Annotated in this window: 18 protein-coding genes and 2 pseudogenes; 9 read left to right on the forward strand and 11 right to left on the reverse strand. The window is 63.7% G+C overall.

Annotation, left to right across the window (positions count from 1 at the left end; translation table 11 throughout):
* The first annotated feature begins 150 nt into the window (after positions 1 to 150).
* The 4 genes from QM693_RS02695 (at position 151) to QM693_RS02710 (ending at position 4543) form a co-directional block, all read left to right on the forward strand.
* Entirely contained in the window at positions 151 to 1365 is a 1215-nt protein-coding gene (locus QM693_RS02695) for a multidrug effflux MFS transporter (protein ID WP_283351291.1), read from the forward strand.
* Positions 1366 to 1387: 22 nt separating this feature from the next.
* On the forward strand, positions 1388 to 2410 hold the full coding sequence (locus QM693_RS02700) for a zinc-dependent alcohol dehydrogenase family protein (protein WP_283351292.1): 1023 nt from the start codon (positions 1388 to 1390) through the stop codon (positions 2408 to 2410).
* A 71-nt stretch (positions 2411 to 2481) separates the two neighbouring features.
* Entirely contained in the window at positions 2482 to 3141 is a 660-nt protein-coding gene (locus tag QM693_RS02705) for an SDR family NAD(P)-dependent oxidoreductase (protein WP_283351293.1), read from the forward strand.
* A 274-nt stretch (positions 3142 to 3415) separates the two neighbouring features.
* On the forward strand, positions 3416 to 4543 hold the full coding sequence (locus tag QM693_RS02710; protein ID WP_283351294.1) for an alpha/beta hydrolase: 1128 nt from the start codon (positions 3416 to 3418) through the stop codon (positions 4541 to 4543).
* A gap of 106 nt (positions 4544 to 4649) precedes the next feature.
* Here the strand turns inward: QM693_RS02710 and QM693_RS02715 are convergent, their stop codons facing one another.
* The 5 genes from QM693_RS02715 to QM693_RS02735 all read right to left on the reverse strand — a co-directional run bounded on the left by QM693_RS02715 (position 4650) and on the right by QM693_RS02735 (position 11273).
* Complete coding sequence (locus tag QM693_RS02715; RefSeq protein ID WP_283351295.1) at positions 4650 to 4988, reverse strand: substrate-binding domain-containing protein; 339 nt, start codon at positions 4986 to 4988, stop codon at positions 4650 to 4652.
* Positions 4989 to 5250: 262 nt separating this feature from the next.
* Positions 5251 to 7983: a protein kinase domain-containing protein gene (locus tag QM693_RS02720; protein ID WP_283351296.1), complete on the reverse strand. Its 2733-nt coding sequence runs from the start codon at positions 7981 to 7983 to the stop codon at positions 5251 to 5253.
* Between the two features lie 442 nt (positions 7984 to 8425).
* Positions 8426 to 8704 carry a YciI family protein gene (locus tag QM693_RS02725; protein ID WP_283351297.1) on the reverse strand — a complete coding sequence of 93 codons (279 nt, stop codon included), beginning with the start codon at positions 8702 to 8704 and terminating at the stop codon, positions 8426 to 8428.
* Between the two features lie 90 nt (positions 8705 to 8794).
* Entirely contained in the window at positions 8795 to 9970 is a 1176-nt protein-coding gene (locus QM693_RS02730; RefSeq protein ID WP_280781145.1) for an Nramp family divalent metal transporter, read from the reverse strand.
* Between the two features lie 364 nt (positions 9971 to 10334).
* Positions 10335 to 11273, reverse strand: a complete 939-nt coding sequence (locus QM693_RS02735) for a dihydrodipicolinate synthase family protein (protein WP_280781146.1) — start codon at positions 11271 to 11273, stop codon at positions 10335 to 10337.
* 174 nt (positions 11274 to 11447) lie between these two features.
* Between QM693_RS02735 and QM693_RS02740 the strand changes: the two genes are divergently transcribed.
* Both QM693_RS02740 and QM693_RS02745 read left to right on the forward strand, forming a co-directional pair.
* On the forward strand, positions 11448 to 12536 hold the full coding sequence (locus tag QM693_RS02740) for a LacI family DNA-binding transcriptional regulator (protein WP_283351299.1): 1089 nt from the start codon (positions 11448 to 11450) through the stop codon (positions 12534 to 12536).
* 250 nt (positions 12537 to 12786) lie between these two features.
* Positions 12787 to 12879: pseudogene (locus QM693_RS02745) on the forward strand (TetR family transcriptional regulator); the annotation flags it as partial.
* Between the two features lie 280 nt (positions 12880 to 13159).
* Here the strand turns inward: QM693_RS02745 and QM693_RS02750 are convergent.
* Positions 13160 to 13558: an MmcQ/YjbR family DNA-binding protein gene (locus QM693_RS02750; RefSeq protein ID WP_283351300.1), complete on the reverse strand. Its 399-nt coding sequence runs from the start codon at positions 13556 to 13558 to the stop codon at positions 13160 to 13162.
* Complete coding sequence (locus tag QM693_RS02755) at positions 13555 to 13941, reverse strand: MmcQ/YjbR family DNA-binding protein (protein ID WP_283351301.1); 387 nt, start codon at positions 13939 to 13941, stop codon at positions 13555 to 13557. Before QM693_RS02755 ends, QM693_RS02750 begins: the two co-directional genes overlap by 4 nt.
* 1387 nt (positions 13942 to 15328) lie before the next feature.
* Between QM693_RS02755 and QM693_RS02760 the strand changes: the two genes are divergently transcribed.
* From QM693_RS02760 to QM693_RS02770, 3 genes and pseudogenes are all read left to right on the forward strand, one after another.
* Positions 15329 to 16759, forward strand: a complete 1431-nt coding sequence (locus QM693_RS02760; protein ID WP_283351475.1) for an APC family permease — start codon at positions 15329 to 15331, stop codon at positions 16757 to 16759.
* 153 nt (positions 16760 to 16912) lie between these two features.
* Positions 16913 to 17854 (forward strand): alpha/beta hydrolase, encoded by a 942-nt coding sequence (locus QM693_RS02765; protein WP_283351302.1) that lies wholly within the window; start codon positions 16913 to 16915, stop codon positions 17852 to 17854.
* Positions 17855 to 18410: 556 nt separating this feature from the next.
* Positions 18411 to 18923, forward strand: a pseudogene (locus QM693_RS02770) (histidine phosphatase family protein); the annotation flags it as partial.
* A gap of 124 nt (positions 18924 to 19047) precedes the next feature.
* Here the strand turns inward: QM693_RS02770 and QM693_RS02775 are convergent.
* From QM693_RS02775 to QM693_RS02790, 4 genes are all read right to left on the reverse strand, one after another.
* Positions 19048 to 19428, reverse strand: coding sequence for a DMT family transporter (locus QM693_RS02775; protein ID WP_283351303.1), 381 nt, complete (start codon positions 19426 to 19428; stop codon positions 19048 to 19050).
* Positions 19429 to 19664: 236 nt separating this feature from the next.
* A complete protein-coding gene (locus tag QM693_RS02780; RefSeq protein ID WP_250772274.1) occupies positions 19665 to 20531 on the reverse strand; it encodes an SDR family NAD(P)-dependent oxidoreductase in 867 nt (288 codons plus the stop codon).
* A 46-nt stretch (positions 20532 to 20577) separates the two neighbouring features.
* Positions 20578 to 21357 (reverse strand): HpcH/HpaI aldolase family protein, encoded by a 780-nt coding sequence (locus QM693_RS02785; RefSeq protein ID WP_283351304.1) that lies wholly within the window; start codon positions 21355 to 21357, stop codon positions 20578 to 20580.
* A 22-nt stretch (positions 21358 to 21379) separates the two neighbouring features.
* A complete protein-coding gene (locus QM693_RS02790; RefSeq protein ID WP_283351305.1) occupies positions 21380 to 22198 on the reverse strand; it encodes an alpha/beta fold hydrolase in 819 nt (272 codons plus the stop codon).
* Positions 22199 to 22218 lie beyond the last annotated feature (20 nt).

Genomic DNA, 22218 nt, shown 5'->3' on the forward strand with positions numbered 1-22218 from the left:
ATCGTGTTCTGGGTGGGAGGGGTGCCCTCTCGGTACACCTCTCCGCAGGGACTTCCTGGTCTCAGCACGCGAGGGTTGACTGCCAGTGTGCCAATTTCTTCGTCCTCGTTACCTACGACGTTCACTACGCCGCAGCAGCCTATCGGCCGGGTGTTGCCGATCCTGTTGCTCGTGCTGACGGTCTTCGGCCCGATCTCGATGGACCTGTATCTACCGGTGCTGCCCGCGCTGACGATCGAGCTCGACGCGGCCACCTCCATGGCCCAACTGACCGTGACGGCGTGCCTGATAGGCCTCGCGCTGGGGCAGCTGATCGCCGGGCCGCTGTCGGACAGGTTCGGGCGCCGTGTCCCGCTGTACGTCGGGGTGGCTGCGTACATCCTCACCTCGGCGCTGTGCGCGGTAAGCCCGAGCGTCGAGCTGCTGATCGTCGCCCGTCTCGTGCAGGGGATGGCAGGTGGCGTCGGGATCGTCATCGCTCAGGCCGCGGGCCGCGACATCTACTCCGGCGGCGCGCTAATGCGGTTCTACGGTCGACTCACGGTCCTCGGTGGCTTCGCAGCCATCGTGGGTCCGCTGTTGGGAGGTCAACTGGCGAGAATCACCGACTGGCGTGGCCTGTTTCTGTTCCTGGCAGCGATCGGTGTGCTCATCCTCGTCGCCATCGTGTTCGGGTTCCGTGAGACCCTCCCTCGTCAGTTGCGCACGGACGGGGGCTTCGCCCAGATCGGCCACGACGTCCGCACTCTGCTATCCGACCGTGTGTTCCTCGGCGCGGTGCTCGTCCAGGGCTTCGTATACGCCGCTCTGTTCGCTTACCTGAGCGGGGCAACTTATGTACTGCAGGGCATGTACGGCCTCACGCCGCAGGAGTATGCGTTCGCGTTCGGGCTGAACTCCGCCGGGTTCATGGTCTTCGGGTTTCTCGCGGGACGCACCAGCGAACACTGGAGCGTGCAGGGCACGCTTCTCACCGGACTGGCGATGTGCGCATCCGGAGCACTGGGCCTACTCACGTCCGGGCTGTTCGAGCTGCCACTGGCCGCGGTGATCATCTCGCTCGTGGTGATGGTCAGCGGTGTCGCTGTCACCACCCCGCCCACCACCACCCTCGCTCTCGCCGGATACCCGCAGATCGCCGGCACCGCGTCGTCACTGCTGGGCATGGCCCGTTTTGCGTTCGGCGGCATCTCCGCTCCATTCGTCGGCATCGCAGGAGCCGCCATGTTGCTGCCACTGGGTGTGATCACCGCTGTATCGGTGGCGCTGGCGGTGGCCGCATACGCCACATTCATGCGCCACCGGGGCACCCCGAATCCGATTCCCTCCTCCGACACAGCCCGCCCGCTGGCGGAACTTCGCTAAACCAATCAGAAGGAGCACATCCATGCGTTCAGTCATCATGCACGCGCCCGGCGACGTCCGAGTCGAAGAGCGCGAGAACCCGACCATCACCGAACCGACCGACGCGATCATCCGCGTCACCGCGGCCTGCATCTGCGGCTCCGACCTCTGGCCCTACCGCGGTATCGAAAAGCCCGAGTGGCCCCAGCCGATGGGTCACGAGTACGTCGGCGTCGTCGAGCAGATCGGCGACGACGTCAAGCACGTCAAGGTCGGCGACTTCGTCATCGGGTCGTTCTTCGCCTCCGACAACACTTGTGAGATCTGCCAGTCCGGCTACCAGAGTCGCTGTGTGCACGCCGTTCCCATGGGCTCCATCGGCACCCAGGCAGAGTATGTGCGTGTTCCGCTGGCCGACGGCACCCTCGTGGCCACCCCGACGCAGCCGACCCCGGAGCAGATCCCATCCCTGCTTGCCGCCTCCGACGTCCTCGGCACCGGATGGTTCGCCGCCGTCGCCGCCGAGGCCGGCCCCGGGAAGACGGTCGCGGTCGTCGGAGACGGCGCGGTGGGACTGCTCGCCGTGCTCGCCGCCAAGCACCTCGGCGCGCAGCGCATCATCGCCATGAGCCGCCATACAGATCGACAGGCCCTGGCCCGCACGTTCGGCGCGACCGACATCGTGACCGAGCGCGGCGACGACGGTGTCGCCAAGATCAAGGAACTCACCGACGGCCTCGGGGCGCACTCGGTCATCGAGGCCGTCGGCACCCAGGAATCGATGATGCAAGCCATCCGATCGGCACGCCCCGGCGGTCACGTCGGCTACGTGGGCGTCGCACACGAGGTCGAACTCCCCGGTATGGAGTTGTTCTTCTCCGGTGTGCACCTGCACGGCGGCCCCGCGCCGGTACGCCGGTTTCTGCCCGAACTGATCGAGCTCATCATCAGCGGCCAGATCAACCCGGGCGAGGTCTTCGACCTCACCCTCCCCATCGAGCAGGCCGCCGAAGGCTACAAGGCAATGGACGAGCGCCGCGCCACCAAGGTTCTGCTCACACTCTGATCCACACAAAGCGCGCGTGCGGCCCCTTACCCCTCTGGGGCCGCACCCGCCGACAGGAAGGACCACAGTCAATGTCCACCATCGTCATCATCGGCGCCGGCAAAGGACTCGGAGCCGCCGTCGCCCGAAAATTCGGCGCCCAGGGATTCAACGTCGCACTGATCTCCCGTACCCAGAGCAATGTCGACGCCCTCGCCGCGGACCTGCGGCAGGCGGGCATCAACGCCCGCGGCTATGCCGCCAGCGTCCGTGACGCCGAGGCCCTCGGCACCGCTCTGGACCGGGCCGCCTCCGAGCTCGGACCGATCGACGTGCTCGAATACAGCCCGATTCCGCAGCGCGAGTTCCTCCGTCCCGTGCTCGACACCACGCGGGATGACCTGATCGCCGCGGTCGAGTTCTCCGTTCTGGGTCCGGTCGCGGCGGTTGGGCACGTGTTGCCGAGCATGCGGAAACAAGGCCGGGGCACCGTACTGTTCGTCAACGGCGCCAGCGCCACCCGACCCAATCCGAACGTCGCGGGAACATCCATCGCCTTCGCCGGCGAATCCGCCTACGCCCAGATGTTGCATACGGAATTGGCAGATTCTGGTGTTCACGTCGCCCAACTCATCATCCCCGGGGCCATCACACCGGGACACCCGACACACGACCCCGACGTGCTCGCCGACAAACTTTGGACCATGCACACCACTCACAGCAGCTTCCGTGAGGTACTCGACGCGGCCTGACCGGATCGGCCGTGGCGCGGATAGCGCTGCTCGCGGCCACCACCACACGACCGAGCGCCACCACCACACGACCGAGCGCCGACACACCCACCGTCGAGGCGAAGACCGGGTCCACGAACCCGTCGCCTGACCGCTGGCTGATGCAGCACGTCGGTGCGAGCGTCGAGCGATTACGCACCGCTCACACTCTGGCCACCAACCACCCAAACCCAACAGTCTCTGTAAATCCCTTTGCACCGTGCGCTTTCGGTGCAGAACACTAGGAGCATCAACGATGAACACGAAATCAGATGCCGCCTACGCGAGGCGGAACGTCACCCGCCGTGGCCTCAAGCTGGCCGGTGCCAGTGCGGCCCTAGTCAGCGTGCTCGCCGCAACCGGCTGCACCCCGTCCGAGCGGGACACCACGTCCTCGGCACCGGTGGCCCAGTCGACCAACCTGCCCGCCGGTGACACCTCCAACGGTGCCGATAACTTCTACACCAGCGACCGGGTCACCGTCGAGAAGGTGACCTTCAAGAACCAGTACCAGATGAACGTCACCGGTAACCTGTTCGTCCCCAAGGACATCGACCGTAATGTAACGAATCCGGCGATGGTCGTCGGACACCCGATGGGAGCGGTCAAGGAGCAGAGCGCCAACCTCTACGCGACCAAGATGGCCGAGCAGGGATTCGTCGCCCTGTCCCTGGACCTGTCGTTCTGGGGCGAGAGCGACGGCGAGCCCCGCAACGCTGTGGCCCCCGACATCTACGCCGAGGACTTCAGCGCCGGCGTGGACTTCCTGCGCACCCAGTCATTCGTCGACAGGGAGCGGATCGGCGCCATCGGGGTCTGCGGCAGCGGCAGCTTCGTCATCAGCGCCGCCAAGATCGACCCGCGCATCAAGGCCGTCGCAACGGTCAGCATGTACGACATGGGCGGCGTCAACCGCAACGGGCTGGGCCACTCGGTCACCCCCGACCAGCGCCAAGCGGCCTTGGCGCAAGCCGCAGCCCAGCGAGACGTCGAATTCACCGGCGGTGAAACCGAGTACACCAGCGGGACCCCTGAAGAATTGAATGATCAGTCAACGGCGATCGAGCGTGAGTTCTACGACTTCTACCGCACATCCCGTGGGAATAGCCCGGACACCACCACGCACCCCACGCTGTCGAGCAATTCCAAGTTCATGAACTTCTACCCGTTCGCCGACATCGACACGATCTCTCCTCGGCCGATGCTGTTCATCACCGGCGACCAGGCCCATTCCCGAGAGTTCAGCGAAGAGGCCTACCGGCTCGCTGGTGAGCCCAAGGAACTGGTGACCGTTCCCGGCGCCGGTCACGTGGACCTCTACGACCGCGTCGACCTCATTCCGTTCGACAAGCTGACCAGCTTCTTCCGCACGAACCTGAACTGACCCCCGTGGGGGCCCGCACCGGTGAGCCGATCCCAGCGGGGCTGGATGTTCGCTTGCCGGTGTCGGGCCGCGAAATTGTCTTGCTGCCAGAAAGGCTGGTTCGGACCTAGCCTGACAACGAGCAAAGATGGACCAGCACGGGAACCGTGCGCTTGGTGCGACGCACGACCAGCTCCGCGCAAACCAGCACTTGTTCGTGCTCGTCGTCGGCCTCCTGCTCCTCGCGGACCAACAGCGTGGCGGCTGTGCGTCCGAGTTGCCAGCGAGGTTGGCGCACCGGACTGAGCGCGACCGCAGCCGCCAAGTCCTCGTACCCGACGATGGCCAGTTCGTCCGGTACCCACCCTGGCGCTGACTCACTCGTGGATAAGCCCAGCGCGAACAGATCGTTGGCGCAGACCACCGCGGTCGGCCGCACGCGTGACGCCCCCCCCCGCAGTTGCACGCCCGGTGTTCTTGCCCTCGGCCACGATCAAGGCGGTCGTCTCTACCTCCACGGCGATTCGCTGCGAGTCCGGCCAGAGAACTGCCTGATCGCCCCAATAGCTTCCGACGCAGCCGCGATAAACGCTTGAGCCTACGGCTGCGTCCATTTCCACGATGACGCTTGCGTTCCAAGCGCCTGCGCGTCTCGACGACCGCACCCGGCAATTTCGTTTATACGGAGGATGCCAGGTCACGCCCGTCCGCACATCTGGGAGACCCAATCAGCCCCCAGGATCGAGCCGCCTGTGCAAAGGTTGGCTGGGGATTCTGACAGGGCATTCCACAGGCGGCGAACTGGGCCTGACGATTCTCACATGCTCTTCGGTGACCGCGAGAACATGCTCGTAGCACTCGATGGATTGCTGTATCAATCCGCACAGTCCATACGCCAAACCCAGCCCGTACCCGACGCTGATTTCGTGTGCGCGTTTGCCTTGATTGCGGAACTCCGCCTGGGCGGTCTCGAGGTGCGGATAGGAGCGCGTGGGGTCACCGCTGTAGAGGGCCAGCATGCCATCAGCCCCGTCGACGAGGGCGTGCATCATGCGGTCATCCGTCTGCTCGGTCGCCACACGTCCCTTCTCCACGAGGGCGGCGCCGACCTGGAGATCGCCCTGCACGTTTGCCATCACACTGGCGCAGTACAGCGCTTCGACCCATTCGAGGGCAGGTGGGCCGCTCTGACGGGCAATCAGGTTGTTGAGCCAGCGCCGGGTCTCGTTGTAGAGGCCCTGCGAGCCCCAGAACCAATAGAGCGCGGTGGCCATACGAAGGCCAGCGGGCACGTCGTCAGTGATGCAGAATTCGAGAGCTCCCCGCAGGTTCGGTTGTTCCCGTTTCAGACGGCTGATCCACTCGAGTTGGCGGGCACTGATCCACTCCGCCTCCGATTCGACCGCCAACGCCTCGTACCAATCCCGGTGCCGGCGACGCAACACGGTTCGCTCACCGATCTGCTCGAGTTGCTCGTAGCCGTACTCGCGGAGCGTCTCGAGCATCCGGAACCGCACCACCGATCCGGACTCCTCCCGGATCAGGATCGACTTCTCGACCAGGGAGGTCAGCGTGTCGAGCAACTCGTCCTGGACCAGTCTCTCGCCGCACACTTGCTCCGCGGCATCGAGTTCGAAGCTTCCCGCGAAGACCGCCAGCCGCCCCCACACCAGTTGTTCTCCAGCGGTACACAGCTCAAAGCTCCAGTCGATGCACAACCGCAATGTCTGTTGCCGCGTCGGCGCACCGCGGCTGCCTCGGTTCAGTAGGGTGAAGCGGTGGGTGAGCCGCTCGAGGATCTGCTCGGGTGACATCGCCCGCAACCGGGCAGCGGCCAGCTCGATCGGCAGCGGCAATCCGTCGAGGCGGTGGCAGATACCAGCCACAGTCGCCGCGTTGTCCTCGGTGAGAGAAAAGCCAGGAACCCCGGCAGCGCCACGTTCGACGAACAAACCCACTGCATCGTATTTCGGCATCTCGCGCAGCGTGACCTCCCGCTGAAGATCCGGGACATTCAGCGGCGGGACCCGCAGCACCGCTTCGCCGCCGATGTCGAGGGGTTCGCGGCTGGTGGCCAGGATCCGCAACCGCGGGCAGGTGTGTAGCAGAGAGCCGGCCAGTTCGGCGACCGCGTCCACCATGTGCTCGCAGTTGTCCAGTACCAGCAGAAGTTCCCGTGGCGCCAGATGTTCGATCAGGACGTCCTGCAGCGGCCTCGCCGACTGGTCTCGCAGTCCCACGGCCGTGGCCACCGAATCGACCAACGACGACTCGTCACGCAGTTCACCCAGCTCAACCAGGCGCCCACCGTCGGAGTATTCGCGGTGAACGCTCGCCGCGACCTGTATCGCCAGACGTGTCTTGCCGACACCTCCAATCCCCGTCAATGTCACGAGCCGAGACCGCGCCAGCAAGTTCGTCGCCTCGGCGAGTTCGCGGCGACGGCCGACGAAACTGGTCAACTCCAGCGGAAGACTGCCCGTGGCACCCCCATGGGAGGGATGAGTGGACGGTCGCTGCTCCCGCGACACCGGTTCTCGGTCAGTGACCCCACCACCGGGTTCTATGCGAAGGGCCATCTCGTCGACCGCGAAGCCGTGGTGTTGCTGAAGTTGTCGCAATTCCTCCCCGAAATCGGCCGCCGTGGCCGGGCGTTGAATGGGTGTGCGGGACATTGCGCGTTCGATCGCCGTGGACACATCCTCCGCGATACCTTGCTCGCGAAGGTCGGGGACCGGCTGTGTGGTGATCCGCAGAAACTGCGCCACCACCTGCTCACCGCTGCGCCGCTCGAACGCGGCATGACCGGTCAGGGCACTGAACAGAGTGGCACCGAGACCGTAAACATCCGCGGCCGGACTCGGCGGATCACCGCTCAGCACCTCCGGTGCGGTGTACGCCGGCGACCCGGTAATGGCGCCGGTGGCGGTCTCGAAACCGCCGGAGATGTGCGCGATGCCGAAGTCGGCCAGCTCGGGCTCGCCGTACTCGGTGAGCAGGATGTTCGCGGGCTTGACGTCGCGGTGCAGGATGCCGAGCCGGTGCGCTGTCTCCACGGCGCCGGCCATCTTCACCGCAAGACGTAGTGCGTCCCTCAACGGCAGCGGACCGTTGTGGCGGATCCGAGCGTCGAGAGAGTCTTGTGGGTGATAAAGCATGACGATGTACGGGAGTCCATTGTCGGTGACACCGACCTGCAGAATGTTGACGATGTTCGGGTGCCCGGTCAGCCGGCCCATCGCGCGCTGCTCCCGAAAGAATCTGGCACGGTTCTCGTCGTCGAGCGCCACGGTGAGCACCTTCACCGCCACCTGACGGTCCAGGCCCTCTTGCGTGCAGCGGTAGACCACGCCGAAACCGCCGCGACCGATCTCCTGAACATCGTTGAAGCCCGTGCCTGCCAACTCCGCGGCCGGGACCGGCGGGTACCGCTGAGTGTCGAGCGGATCACCTTCAGCCATCGGACGGTCTACTCACTCCGTCGGCTCGTGGGTTCCGCGCACTGGTCCCGACGGCACGACCAGTTCAGATACAACCGTGGATGCACCTCTCGATAGCGTGCTTTCAACGATATCGCTGTCGGTTCCTATACTCAGCGGTCAGGGCCGCGGTCGTCGGCGCGATGAGACGGCTGGTTGTGATGGCGCACACTCCGGATCAACCGTTCTTCTGACAGTCCCTACAACGCCAAAGAAGCTTGACCTGCGCAATCGAAAGTGGAACTGAGAGGCACGGATGGATTCCGCGACGCGAAGACCACACGACGCGAACACGAAACCGCTGGGATACCTTGCAGGTCTCCGCCAGGAATGGGCGGGTCGGGTCGAGACGCTTCCCGCCGAGTTGGTTGTGACGACCAGTCGAGAATACGGATTTCGAATCCTTCCCTGCTCCATCGTCGGTCTAGAGACGACCAATCACCGGCGTCCATTCGAGAATTCGATGTTCGGGTACGAGTTCCTGGATGACGAAGGGATCCTGCGTGAAGAGTTGTGCCACCGTTGCGGTGGTGTCGGACTCCACGAGGATGAAGGCACCGCTGTCATCGGCGTACGGACCGCAGGCGATGACGATCTGGCGGTCGACCAATTCGGAGAGCCATGCTCGGTGTTCGGATCGGTACGTGTCACGTCCTGCGGCGGTCTGGGCTGAGTAGGTGTAGTCGACGACGAAGAGTGGCATGGTTTCTGATTCCTCGCGGATTGCTTCGGGGGGTGGATGCAGCAGTCGAGCGGCACACTGCGGTGTGCAGTGTGCCGCCCCATGTCGGTGTTAGCCGAGCAGTTCGTAGATCAGCAGGCCGGACAGGGACAGGATCGAGAGGAATCCCAGGGCGCCGATGATGTTCTTCCACCAGGTGTTGCGGAGGTTGCCCATCAGCTGACGGTTGTTGCTCATCACGAAGAGCAGGAGTCCGAGGAACGGTGCGATCAGCACGGTCAATGCCTGGGCGAAGATGATCAGCTGGACAGGGGATTTCGTGAACAGGATCGTGATCAGGAGTCCGAAGCCGAGGATCACGGCGCTGGTACGTTTGGCTGTCGGTGTGCTGGGCGACGGTCCTTTGCCGAGCGCGTCGGAGAGCATGGTGCCTCCGGCGGTGGCGTTGGCGACCATCGCGGAGAACGCGGCCCCGGACAGCCCGAGTGCGAAGATCGTCGATCCGATCGGGCCGGCGATGGGTTCGAAGATCTTGGCCAGGCCTGCGAGGGTGGTTGCTTCGGTGTTCTGCCGGCCGAGGACAGCGGCGGCGACGATGATCACGAGCGAGGTCATGATGCCGGGTGCCACGATGCCCGGGATGGTGTCGGCGATGGTGGTTTGCCGGTATTCGGCTGCGGTGCGCTTGCGTTCGTGGGTGCCGTAGGACGTGAAGAAAGCGGCGTTGAGGGAGAAGTTGGTGCCGACGAGGGCCACGACGAGCAGTTGTCCACCCGGCGGGATGCTCGGGACGAGTCCGTGCACGGCCTGGAACCAGTCGGGTTGGGCGATGACGGCACTGAAGACGAAGGTGGCCGCGAGGAGGGCGACGATCACCAGCAGGACGCGTTCGACGGTTCGATAGACGTTGCGGAACAACAGGATCAGTCCGACGAAGACTGTGCAGACGGCGGACCACACTATCGGGGACCCGCCGAAGACCATCGACAGTCCCAGGCCGGATCCGACGGCGTTGCCCACGGAGAAACACAGGGTGATGATGAAGACACCGATGCCGGCGGAGACGCCGACGCGTCGGCCCAGGATGTCTTTGACCGAGCTGATCATCGATACGGGCGTGCGGATGCCGAGGCGGACACTCATGTCGGCGTAGACCAGCATGAAAATCGTCGAGACGGCGATCACCCAGATCAGGGAGTAGCTGTACTCGCTGCCGGCCTGGACGGCACTGGCGAGGTTGCCGGGCCCGAACTGCCAGGCTCCGGCGATGAATGCGGGACCGGCCATGGCCAGGGTCCGAACCCAGTACCGCCGCTGGGGCCGGACGCGACCTCCGGGCGGCGGAGGGGTGTCTGCGACCACTGAACCGCCTCCGACGGGATCGGCTGATGTGCGAGATGGCTGACTCATCGGTGAGCCTACTTTCTGGTGTTCGAACCGCAGACGAGGAGTGTGGCGCAACTGACGATGGGGCATCCGACGCTGCCGGCTCGGAAGGGGCGACGAACCTGCGGCCGGGAGTGGGCCGGGTCTGCTGCGGGTGGTGCCGGCCGGCCCGGGGTGTCCGGGCCGGGCGGCAGAACCGGCACGCGGCGCAGTGGCACCGCGTAGCGGCGGATTCGGTGAATCCGAGGTGACGGGTCGAGCGGGGTCAGGCGTGGGCGACGACCGAGGTCAGCTCGGCCGACTGCAGCGCGGCGGCGATTTCGGCACCAGCGCCCTCGGCGAGCGGCAGCAACGGTGAGCGCACGGTGGCGTGTTCGAGGATTCCGCGGGCGACGAGGCCTTCCTTGAGGGCGACGGTGCCTTCCATGTGCGAGCCGCGGTGGTAGACGTTCGCCGTCACCGGCAGGAGGCGGTCGTGGATGGCCCGGGCCGCGGGGTAGTCCTTGGCCTTGCCTGCCGCGATGAGTTCGACCAGCGGCTCGGGCGCGAGTCCGCCGTAGCCGACGAGCAGGCCGTCGACGTCGAAGATGGTGTGCAGAAGGTACTCGTCGTGGCAGCTCAGGATCTGCAGGTCGGGGTTCTCGCGGCGCAGGACCGGGATCTCACGGTCCCAGCGGCGCATGTTCCGCACGCCGTTCTTGGTGGCGAACACACCGGGCTGGGCGGCGATCTCGAGCTGGGTGTCCAGGTTGTACGTGGCCTTGGTGGCGTCGGGGTACTGGAACAGGATCAGCGGCAGCCCGGACCCTTCGTGAATCGCCTTGTACCGATCCTGCGGGGCGCCGTCCTGGTAACCGAACCGCAGCCATCCGTGGGAGGGGTACACCAGGCCGGCCGAGGCGCCCGCGTCGACCGCGCGGCGGGCCTCCTCCACGGAGACTGCGGTGCCTTCGCCGGTGATGCCGGCGATGATCGGCAGCCGGCCGTCGACGGACTCCTTGAAGGCGGCGATGACGCGAACCTGCTCGTCCTGGGTGAGGAAGGTGCCCTCGCCGGCGTGGCCGAGCACGACCAGGCCCTTGACGCCGTCGACACTGCCGAGCCACGAGCCGAGGCGCTGGATGGCGTCGTAGTCGACGGCGCCGTCACGGGTGAAGGGTGTCACCGGCGCCGGTGTGAGGCCGCGGAGGTCGAGTGTGCTCATGATCGCTCTTTTCCATCGAAGGAGACTTTTGCAAACGTTCCCGGGAACGTTCCCGTGAACGATTTCATCGTGCGATACGATCGTGTCTGTGTCAAGGGTCACGTTCTGAATCGGATGTGATCAGGCCTTACCTCACGCGCGGAGGGCCGGGCCGAGGCGGTAGAGAGGAAGACCATGGAAGCCAATGGGAGCGCGCCCCAGCGGGCGCGGGACGGTAAGCACGTCGTGACGCTGCGTGAAGTGGCGGACGCGGCGGGGGTGAGCACCTCGACCGTCAGCCGGGTGCTCGACGATCGCGTTCCACCGTCCCGCTCCGCTACCGCCGAACGAGTGCGGGCGGTCGCCGATCAACTGGGCTACCGGCGCAACACCTTCGCGTCGAGCCTGCGCCGCGGGCAGACCGCGACGATCGGCGTCCTCGTCCCACGGTTGAGCGACACCGTCATGGCCTTGATGTACGAGGCGATCAGCCGGGCCGCGACCCGCCTCGGCTACTTCACGGTCGTCGCCACGACGGGGGACAACCCCGCCGACGAGTCCGACGCGGCGAGGACGCTGCTCGCCCGGAACGTGGACGGCCTGATCGTCGCCTCGAGCCGGCGCGACGACCCGCTGCCGCGCGAGCTGCGGGAGCGCGGCGTGCCGCACGCGCTCGTGCTCAGGACCGACGGGATCAGTCCGTCCTCGGTCGGCGACGACGAGGCGGGCGGCTATCTCGCCACCCGTCATCTGATCGACCTCGGGCACACCGACATCGCCGTCCTGTCGGGCCCGTTGTTCGCGTCCACCGCCGTCGGTCGTCTGGCCGGGGCGCGAAAGGCGCTGCGGGAAGCGGGAATCGCGGAAGTGCCCGAGTGGATCGTCGAAACGACGTTCGGCATCGAGGACGGCGAGGAGGCCGGGAACCGGCTCTTCCGCTCCGCGTCCCGTCCAACCGCGGTCTTCGCCGCCAACGACAATCTCGCGCTCGGAGTCGTGGCTGCCGCGCACAGATGCTCGTTGACAGTCGGCGACGACGTCGCCCTGGTCGGCTACAACGACATCCCACTGTCGCAACGTCTTCCGGTCCCGCTCACCTCGGTGCGCACCCCGTTCGACCAGATCGCCGCCACCGCGCTCGATCTGATGCTCGCCACCACCCCCGTCGACGATCCGATCCGGCGCGCGATGCCCACCCTGATCCCGCGACGCTCGTCCGGGTCGCACCGGGCCACCATCGCGGCGGGCCCGCAGACCGCCGGTAATGTGCACCACCGCGAATAGTGACTGACGACTGATGTCGGCGAGGCTGGTCCGTGGGATGATCGAGTCGGGCACTCCGAAGGAGTCCCGAACGACTGCTCACATGGTGGTGAAGGACGGCGGTGCCCCGGGTGCGCGCTGCCGTGGAGATTCGCCGGGTGCGGCACCTGAAAAAGAGGAGCGGACCATGACTGATGTTGCCGTGCAGCGTCGGCCACGAAACCGCAAGCAGCTCATCGTCGCCGCTGCGGAGAAGTAGTTCGAGCGCCGGGGTTTTCACGATGCCGCGATCGCGGACATCGCGGCCGATGTCGGTATCACCGGTCCGGCGTTGTATCGCCATTTCCGAGGTAAGCAGAATCTGCTCGCCGCGGCGGTCGAGTTCGAGATCGAGGTGCTCGAGGCGGCCTACGCTGCCCCGCAGCCGGGGCTTCGGGACCTGCTCGAGTATGCTTCCGCTGCGCAACCATTCGCCCGATCGGACTGTCGGACGCCAGGAGATGATCCTGCCCGACCACGTCCGACAGGTCGGACGGCCGTAGGCGGTCCGCCAGCGGACGCGATGTGTCGTCCACGTCAAACAACGATGGGGGCCTCTCCACAACCATCAGTATCCTTCTTCCTGCGTCCTATCCTGTTGCGGCTCAGTCGGAAATGTGACGATCGATCGCTTCCCGCGCATCGTCCGGGCGATCACGGCGAGGTACTCGCTCGACGACGAGTGCATACGAGCCGGCGACAAGGTTCTCCACCAGGTCGGTCGTCACGCCCGGCCCCGCGGCGATCGAAAGCCAGTGTCGTTTGTCGAGGTATCGTCCGGGGCCGACGCTTTCGTGGGAGCGCTGCAGCGCGCGCCCGTGGTCTGGGTCCACTTTGACGGTGACGATCCGCTCGGCAGGATCCTCGGTGACGATCAGGAACACCTTGCCGGCGACCTTGTACACGTCCAGTCCCTCGGTGAAGGGATACCCGTGGCTGACCCCGGGAAGATCCTCGGCGGTACGCCGAGCGGCCTGCTCTACCCGATGCCCTGAGACCGTCATGCCCGGCCCTGTCCAAACCGATCCGGGTCGATCGGCCGCTGCGTTCTCGGCAGCTTTTCCACGACCAGGAGATACGACTCCGTCACCAGATCGTCGACTAGCTGCGCGTCGATGTCCCCACCTGGCGTCAGCGTGATCCAGTGTTGCTTGTTCATGTGATAGCCCGGCGTGATGTGCTCGTGCGAGGCTTGCAATGCCTTCCCCTCCGCCGGGTCCGTTTTCAAGATCACCATCGGCTCACCTGTCACGTGCGTCAGGAGCATGAATATCTTCCCGCGGACCTTGAACACACCCCATCCGTCGCCGAACGGATGCTCCAACCCCGCCCCGGGCAGCTCCTCCGCCCGCGCGGCCGCACGCTCCTGCAACTTCGTCGCCTCCATGCGAGCTCCTTCCGTCGTAGAAGTACGTACTACCGTACGCACTATGGCTGATCGCATATCGCCACGACCAGAGGTGGGATCTGGCTGATGGTCCGCAAGGGGATCGCGAACGACCCGTCACGAAATGCGCGAATCAGGAAGGCCGCCTTGGATATCGTTGCTGGGGAGGGGCTGCGGGCCGCCACCTCGACCTATTGCTGATCGTGCCGGTGTGGCGTTGGGATCGGTGACCTATCATTTCGTTGATCTGGACGAAATTTTCGCCAGGCGGATCATCCCGTGCCACCGAGTGGGAACTGAGGTTGATTCGCGAGATCTACGCGTACGGCTCTGTCAGCCACCGGGTGCGAAACCTCATCCGTGCCTTCGTAGAAAGCTCCCTCTTAGCTCTGCAGACCCACTTCCCGGAACCGGCAACACGCTCGCTGGAGGCGCTGCGTCGAGGGCTGGTGGATCTACCAGCGCTGGACCCCGAGGCGTTGGATGAGGACATGGTCCGAGACGCAATTGACGCAATCGCCGACAAATTCGGTCCTGTCACCCGCATGGCTGACTCGTCATGCCCGGCAAGTTGTTTACTCGTGCCGTGCCAGTTGACCTGGTTCTGCTTCTGGTTCGCCCACTGACAGCGTGAGTCTATTGCGAGCCTGCTGGGAGACGCGGCGGGCTGCGATCAGCGGTGGTTACATCGGCTGAGGATCCGGGCAGCGGTTGCAGCTGAGGCGGGCACTGGTGTTTCAGGAAGGAGTATGAAGGCGGGGTTGGGTAGCGCTCCGACATGATGTGCGTCCTCCTACAGGACGGAAGCGGCGTCAAAACTGGGAAGTCAACAGTTGTCGGCGGTGCAATCGCAGCAGTTGATTCCACACCGCGTTGGCGGACTTCCTGCGAGCTCGACAGGCCGTCGCGGGCCGATACTTCACGCGGTTGGGTTCCGCATTGTGAAATCATCTCCGATGCGGGTCAATCGGGTGGAACGGTCAATCGGCAGTCCCTTCTGCATAACCCGCAATGTGGTCTTGATCTTGATTCCGTAATGCGGACCGATTTCCTGGAGATTTGTCGACTCGCTTGACGGCCGAGTTCGGCAACGAGCACAGTCACATCGAATCGTGACTCAGATCACGTCGTAGGTCTGCTGCGGAAGGGGGGCGGTGTTAGATCCCGCCAGCACGTCTTCCGCGCTCTCGCGCCGGATGACTCCGACATCCGCATCCGCATCCGAAGGCCCAACTCGGCTCATTCGGTTGAGCGCAGCCGCACCTCCGCCGCACACCTGTCGTCGCTGAACAGTTTCGGCAACAGACGTCCTGAGAACACATTCGTGTGTCGGTGACCAATTCCAGAAGGGCAGTACATGATTGACAAAGGTGTAAGTGTGGCCACAATGGATGGCGTACTCGAAGAAAAGGCTCCCGCGCTCAGGGGCAATATGGGCACCTTGGGGCTGTTCTTCAGTGTGATGGCCTTCAATGCCCCCCTCGTCGTGGTAATTGGCGTCATCCCATTCATGATTGCCTTCGGGAACGGCATTGGCACGCCGATCCTCTTCGTCATCGGCGGCCTGATCGTGGCGGCTTTCGCCACGGGATTCTTGCGAATGTCGGACGTCATTCAGCGTCCCGGCGCGTTCTATGCATTCGTAACGGCCGGCCTCGGGAAGAGAATCGGTCTCGGATCCGGCCTTGCCATGCTGCTCGCATACTTCTGCGTCTGCGCGGGCTACCTGCCCTTCGGTGGCGTCATATTTGGCACCCTCGTCACGAATACCTTCCACGGCCCTGACCTACCCTGGTATGTCTGGGCGTTCGTGCTCTGGCTGATCGTCGCAGTCCTCGGCTATCTCCGCGTCGACTTCTCGGCAAAGGTCACCGCCGTAGTTCTGTGCGGAGAACTGATCGTCGTCTTCATCTACAACGCGGTGATCTTCGCGCGTGGGGGTGCCGAGGGACTGAGCGCGGCACCCTTCAGTCCTAGCAATTGGTTCGACGGATCGTTGTCCATCGGACTGCTCTTGGCCAGCGGCATGTTCGGCGGCTATGAGGTGACCGTCTTGTTCCGCGATGAAGTGCGCAATCCTGAAAAAACGATCCCCCGGGCAACCTACGGACTCATCGCCTGCGCCGTCGTCATCTACGTGACGACGACGTGGCTGTTCATCAACGCACTCGGAGTTGACGACGCGGCGTCACTGGTCGTGGCCGACCCCACCGGCGCCATGGATTCGACATTCGTCACCTTCGGAAGCCACTTCCTTTTCGATGCTGCCTCGATGTTGGTCATCACCAGCGCTCTCGCTGTGATCGTCTGCGCGCACAACGTCGGCGCGCGTTATTTGTTCAACCTGAGCGCTGACGGAGTCTTTCCCCGTTCCCTGAGCGGTGTGCACCCGCGCCACGGATCACCCTACGTGGCATCGATGGTGATGAGTGCGGCCGCGCTCGCCCTGAACGCCGCCGTAGTCGTACTCCACATCGACGAGATGGCCTTCTATGCCGCGTTGCTGGGTGTTGCTGCGCTGACAGGTATTACGGTGCAGTTCCTCACGGCTGTCGCAGTTCCGGCCTACCTGAAGCGAACAGGCAATCACAAAGACCACGTGATGAAATCAATCGTCCTTCCCCTGGCCGCTGCCGTGGGCTTCGGTACGGTCATGGTGCTGTCCATTCTCAACTTCCACATCCTCACCGGTGGATCGCAGACCATGTCCAACATTCTTCTCGCCTTCGTCTACGGATTCTTCGCCTTCGGTTTCGTGTTGGCACTCGCCTTGCGACGGTGGCGACCGCAGGTCTATCAGCGAATCGGGCGGCAGTAGAAGGCGACAGCTTCCCACCGGACTACCTGATCTCCGTGGTGTCCGTGGCAGGAGATTGGGTGCTCCGGGCGTGCTCTCACGGCCATGTGAGGGCACGCCCGGTCGCTGCGGGTAAATCGACCCGAACACGATTACGTCAAGATAAGAGGTTTCATGACCGACGACCGTAGCAATGCAGGTAACGCTGGAATGTCCCCCGAGGCTTGGGAGGAATGGTTCGCCGACAAGCACATCACGACCGAGGATCGCGCGGCATACGCGGACGCAGACGATACCTGGCCCGAGTACTCACTCGGCTCGAACTCGCGTCCGCGTGAGGGCGTGCCAGCGGGTTCGATCACGGTCCGTCAGCACACGAGCTCGGTCGCGTACCCAGGAATCGAGCGGGACTATCGGGTGTACGTTCCGGCACAGTACGACGGCTCGGAGCCGGCGTCGTTGATCGTCTTCCTCGACGGACTGGAATACCTTGCGGGGGATTTCCGCGCCAACGTGGTGCTGGACAACCTCATTGCCGAGGGCCAAATCCCCCTGACCCTTGCCGTGTTCATCGAGGCGGGAAAGACGGGACCCGGGTACCCGATCTTCGGTGGTGCGGACAACCGAAGCATCGAGTTCGACTCGATCGACGACACCTGGACACGGTTCCTCATCGAGGAGCTGCTCCCGGACGCGGTAGGTGAGCTGAACGTGTCGACGAAGCCACGCGACCACGTCATCGTCGGCTTCAGCTCGGGCGGCAACGCGTCCTTCACAGCGGCGTGGCACCGGCCGGACTTCTTCGGCAATGTCATCACACACTGCGGTTCTTTCGTCGACATCCGCGGCGGCCACAACCACGCACCGCAGGTGAGACGGAACCCGCGCAAGCCGATTCGGATGTGGCTCCAGAGCGGGCGACGCGACGCGCGTGTGGTCTTCGGGGACCTCGCGATCGCCAACCAGGACATGGCAGCGGCACTGGAGTACCGCTATTACGACCATCAGTTCGTCTTCGGCGAGGGCGGCCATACCTTGCGCCACGGTGGTTCGGTGTTTCCTCGGACAATCCGCTGGATCTGGCGCGACCACCAATCCACCACCGGCACGTACTGACCACCACCGGCACGTACTGACCACCACCGGCACTGGGCCCCCAAGAGCGGGCACAACCCACACCTCAACGAGTATCAGGCATTCAACTTCCAACCACTCGATTTCATCGCGCAGCACTGACAGTCGCCATGCCGGAGCTGGTCCGGCGCCGAGGTGCAGATTCGTCGCCGGACCAGCTCAGCGGGCTGTCAATTCTTCTTCGGTAATCGTGGTCTCCGCCGACGCACGCGGCGGCGCCGTTCTGCGGCTCAACAACATTCAGTGCACATAGTTGTGTTGAAAAGTGAATGTTTCCGTCCGCCACCTAGGAAAGAAGCTACCAATGGTTCACAGAGTTTCGAGTCTCACGAAAACCGGGTTCCGTCGCAGCGCTTGCAGCCTTGCGAGTTGCGGCACCGAAGCCGACGATGCATCTACACCAGACGCCAACTCGAACACTGCACTCAGCAACCCTGAGAAACCCATCACCATTACATTCATGCGCCACGGGCAAGTCTGCCGGCAACGTATCCAAGATTATTGATACCTCCACGCCGGGGCCAGCACCGAACAGGGACGGAAGCAAGCTCAGGTTGCCGCCGATGCCCTTGTGGGTCAGGGCTCCGACGGGGTGTACGCCTCGACAATGGTGAGAACACAGCAAACCGCCCAGCCCGGGGCGGAAGCAGTGAACGAGCCGGTCGAGGTGCTCCCGGGTCTCCAGGAAATCGAAGCCGGCGACCTGGAAGGCAGGCCGGAGGCGGAGGCCGTGGCAGCGTATGACGCCCCTTTCTACGATTGGCTACAGGGAAACCGTGACTCACGTATGTCCGGCTCGGTCGACGGCAACGAATTCGACCAGCGTTTCGACAAGGCCGTCGAAGAGATCTACGCGAGCGGTGATACAAACCCCATTGTCTTTGCGCACGGACCTTCGATTCCTACCTGGGTCCTCTTGAACGTGAGGAACCCCGATTTGAGCCCTTTCACAACCGACCCTCTCCCCAACACCGGATACATCGTTGTCACCGGTACTCCGGAGACAGGATGGACGCTGACCGACTGGAATGGAAAGCAGATCTCTCAGTAGGCCGAAGACGTCGCCCGGTGTGATCGGGTACCTGCCCAGGGCGGCAGCACTACTGTCGCCGGCAGAGCGGGCGCAACCCGCCCTGCCGGGGCCACCCCGTGCACCGGTATGCCAGAATTGCACCTCACCGTGATTGGGTGCTTACTTCGTCATCCGAAGCTGGGTTCGATGAAGTGCCGTGCCCGGTGCTACCGAGATTCAGTAGTCCCACGCCAACGACGATGAGCGCTAATCCCGCTATGGCCACACCGGAGAGTGATTCTCGGAAGAACACCACACCGAGGATTGCCACGATCGTTGTTCCTGCAGCGGCCCATATTGCGTAGCCGACGCTAACCGGGAGCCCGCGGTTGAGCGCCAGGCCGAGCAAAGTGAAGCTGCACACGTAGCCGATCACAACCAGGAGGGAGGGCGGGAGCTTGCTGAAGCCTTCGGACACTTTCAATGACAGCGTTGCGACGATCTCGCACACGATGGCGCCGGCGAGCAACACGTAGGCGATCACGCGTCGACCTCCGAAAGCTCACGACGGTCTTGCACCGCTCGGTGCGCGATCCACAACGCGCCATCGTCGATAGTTGTGTTCGTAGACATGCTTTCCTTGCCGGGACCGCTTACGACGACCCATGTGACGGTTACGCGGATGAATTCAAGGTGTGGTGCCGACACTATCGCCCACAACGTGTCCAGATTTCGCCGGCGGTGTTGCCGATGCGTCCGGTGATTGATCCGACGCCGAAGTCAGATGCACCGGGCGCTCAGCCCACCGTCGATTGGCAGAAGAACTCCGTTGACGTAGGCGGCGCGGTCGCTCATGAGGAACAACGCGGCGTTGGCGACGTCCCAGGGAGTGCCCATTTGTCCGGTCGGGCTGGCGGCATGGCGGGCGGCGAGTTCCTTGTCGAGGTCGACCTCGGGTCCCCTCGCCTGGCGTCCGATCGGAGTGTCGATGAGTCCGGGAAGGATGGCATTCGCTCGGATGCCGCGTTTCGCGTAAGTCAGCGCGAGCGAGATCGTCAGCTGATTTACCGCTGCCTTGCTGGCGTTGTACACCGGGTACACGTATCCCGTGTCACGAATGCTGGCCAACGATGACACGTTGACGATGGAGCCCTTCCCGCGGGCGAGCATGTGGGGCAGGGCGTGGCGGATGGTGAGGTAGCAGCTGGTGGCATTGAGCGCCATTCCCTTGTCCCAGCCGGCCCGATCGAGGTCGACGATTTCGCCTGGAATGGTGACACCGACATTGTTGTGCACCGCCAGCGGCGGCTCCCATTCGGCGGCCATCGCCGAGTAGGCGCGGACCACGTCGTCCTCTGAGGTGACGTCCGCCTGGACGCTGAGTGCCGTCCCGCCTTCGTCGATGATTTGCTGGGTGACGACGTCGGCGGCGTGACCGTCGACATCGATGCAGGCGACCGCCGCACCGGCTCGGGCGAAAGTCAGCGCCGCCGCTTGACCGTTACTCAGGCTGTCGGCGCGGGACCCGGCACCGAATACGGCGACGACGATGCCGTCGAGTTCACCGGCAGCGGCGGACGAGCGGCTCGCTTCCTCGTGTCGCGCCGAGCTGCTGCCGGGTGCTTCGGGTGAGACGTGTTGTGACACTGCATTTCTCCTGTGGAATGGAGCGATTACGCGTAGGGACGGAAAATTAGAACCAGCTGTGCAGTCGTGGCTCGCGGCCGAGTTCTGTTGCCATTGATCGGATTTGCCGAATCATGAGACCAATGTCGGACCCTAACGAAACCATACGGAATCCTTGATCGCGTCGAGTAATTGCTTCTTCGGTGCTGCGTGCGACGAGGCCAGCGTGAATGCCGCGTGCTTCGGCCCGCTCTAGGATGTCGAGATTGAGCTCCGCGACGCCGGGCCCTTCCCATTCGCCGACAGCCCCGCGGCTCGCAGACATATCGCCGGGACCTAGGAAAATAGCTTCGATCTGGGCGACCGACAAGATCGAGTCGAGATTGTCATAAGCTTCTTGGGTCTCGATCATCGGCAAGAACATAAGTTCGTCGTTGGCAGACTTCACATAGTTTTCCAACTCGAGGCCCCAGGTGACGCTGCGCTCACCGCCGATGCCCCGTCGCCCGATAGGGGGGTAGTAAATGTGCTGTCGGACGGCTTCGACCTCGGCGGCGTTGTTGATGAGCGGAACGATCAACCCGTGGGCGCCTACATCGAGTGCCCGTTTGATCGGTTCGAGGGCTTGGGTGGGGGGTCGCACGAAGACTGACAGTTGGCTACCGCGTGCTGCGGCGAGATGGCCCTGAATGTCTTTGTAATTCAGGTAGCCATGTTCCATGTCGATGCAGATCCAGTCCAAGCCAAGGACTGCAGCAACTTCGGTTACGGCGGCGGCTTCCGAGGTGACCCACATCCCGTAGGCGGTTTCGTTTGCGGCAAGTCTGGCTCGCAGAGCTTTGTTCATGGTCTTCGTCCTGTGAATAGGCTTAGTGTTCGGCGGTCACCGATGTGGGAAGTGCGCAGAATTCGAGCAGTTGTCGATTGAACTCGACTGCCTCGCTGACATGTGGCTGGTGTCCGCTCTGCTCGAAAATCGTGAAGCGGCTGATGGGAATCTGCTTCGCGACCCACTCCATCCCATCCGAATGGTAATAATTCGTGAAGCGAGAGGTCACAACCCAGGTGGGAACAGGAATTCGCGGTAGGACGTCACGCCAATCAGAGACGAAGTGGTTGAGGAAAAGTTTAGACACCGCAGCATGATCGAAGGTCGCCCAAGGTTCTTCCGCCATGGCTGAGCCGGGAGGCAGTGGGGGTTCTTGGTCTTCATTACTCCATTTGATACGGAAATTCACACAGTCATCGGCATTACTCCAGTTCACGCCTTTGACGCCCCAGTGCCAGTGTTCGTCATTGATGATCTTCGGCGACTGATCAATGTAGACAAAGCGCTCGATCCGATCAGAGCCGGAGATCATGAACATCGCGAGCGATACCGACACTCCCATGGAATGCCCCACCAGAGTCACCTGATCGAGATCCAGCGCCGAAATCAATTCGCGGACGTCCTGACCCATACGTGCGATCGTTTGTCCGTGCGGCGGTTTCTGGGAGTCGCCGTGACCCCTCAGGTCGAGTGCTATCACTCGATGGTCGACATCCAACAGTGCCTGACGCTGATACTCCCAGTGTCCTCGTCGACAGCCGTAACCATGTAGGAAGAGGAAGGTGCGGCCGACACCTTCATCGTCGTAGATCAATTCAACATCGTCGGACGTAATGAACGACAATCCCTGTCCTGACACCTGTCCTCCTTCGGAGGGAT

This window comes from Rhodococcus sp. IEGM 1305 (genome assembly GCF_030058635.1).
Lineage (GTDB): Bacteria > Actinomycetota > Actinomycetes > Mycobacteriales > Mycobacteriaceae > Rhodococcus_F > Rhodococcus_F opacus_D.

What these genes read in the sequence shown, in the direction of transcription:
- QM693_RS02725 (WP_283351297.1), bottom strand. Translation starts at nt 8,704, where the DNA reads ATGCCACTCTTCGTCGTCGACTACACCTACTCAGCCCAGACCGCCGCA.
- QM693_RS02730 (WP_280781145.1), bottom strand. Translation starts at nt 9,970, where the DNA reads ATGGCCGGTCCCGCATTCATCGCCGGAGCCTGGCAGTTCGGGCCCGGC.
- QM693_RS02710 (WP_283351294.1), top strand. Translation starts at nt 3,416, where the DNA reads ATGAACACGAAATCAGATGCCGCCTACGCGAGGCGGAACGTCACCCGC.
- QM693_RS02760 (WP_283351475.1), top strand. Translation starts at nt 15,329, where the DNA reads ATGGATGGCGTACTCGAAGAAAAGGCTCCCGCGCTCAGGGGCAATATG.
- QM693_RS02700 (WP_283351292.1), top strand. Translation starts at nt 1,388, where the DNA reads ATGCGTTCAGTCATCATGCACGCGCCCGGCGACGTCCGAGTCGAAGAG.
- QM693_RS02735 (WP_280781146.1), bottom strand. Translation starts at nt 11,273, where the DNA reads ATGAGCACACTCGACCTCCGCGGCCTCACACCGGCGCCGGTGACACCC.
- QM693_RS02750 (WP_283351300.1), bottom strand. Translation starts at nt 13,558, where the DNA reads ATGACGGTCTCAGGGCATCGGGTAGAGCAGGCCGCTCGGCGTACCGCC.
- QM693_RS02740 (WP_283351299.1), top strand. Translation starts at nt 11,448, where the DNA reads ATGGAAGCCAATGGGAGCGCGCCCCAGCGGGCGCGGGACGGTAAGCAC.
- QM693_RS02785 (WP_283351304.1), bottom strand. Translation starts at nt 21,357, where the DNA reads ATGAACAAAGCTCTGCGAGCCAGACTTGCCGCAAACGAAACCGCCTAC.
- QM693_RS02705 (WP_283351293.1), top strand. Translation starts at nt 2,482, where the DNA reads ATGTCCACCATCGTCATCATCGGCGCCGGCAAAGGACTCGGAGCCGCC.
- QM693_RS02720 (WP_283351296.1), bottom strand. Translation starts at nt 7,983, where the DNA reads ATGGCTGAAGGTGATCCGCTCGACACTCAGCGGTACCCGCCGGTCCCG.
- QM693_RS02765 (WP_283351302.1), top strand. Translation starts at nt 16,913, where the DNA reads ATGACCGACGACCGTAGCAATGCAGGTAACGCTGGAATGTCCCCCGAG.
- QM693_RS02755 (WP_283351301.1), bottom strand. Translation starts at nt 13,941, where the DNA reads ATGGAGGCGACGAAGTTGCAGGAGCGTGCGGCCGCGCGGGCGGAGGAG.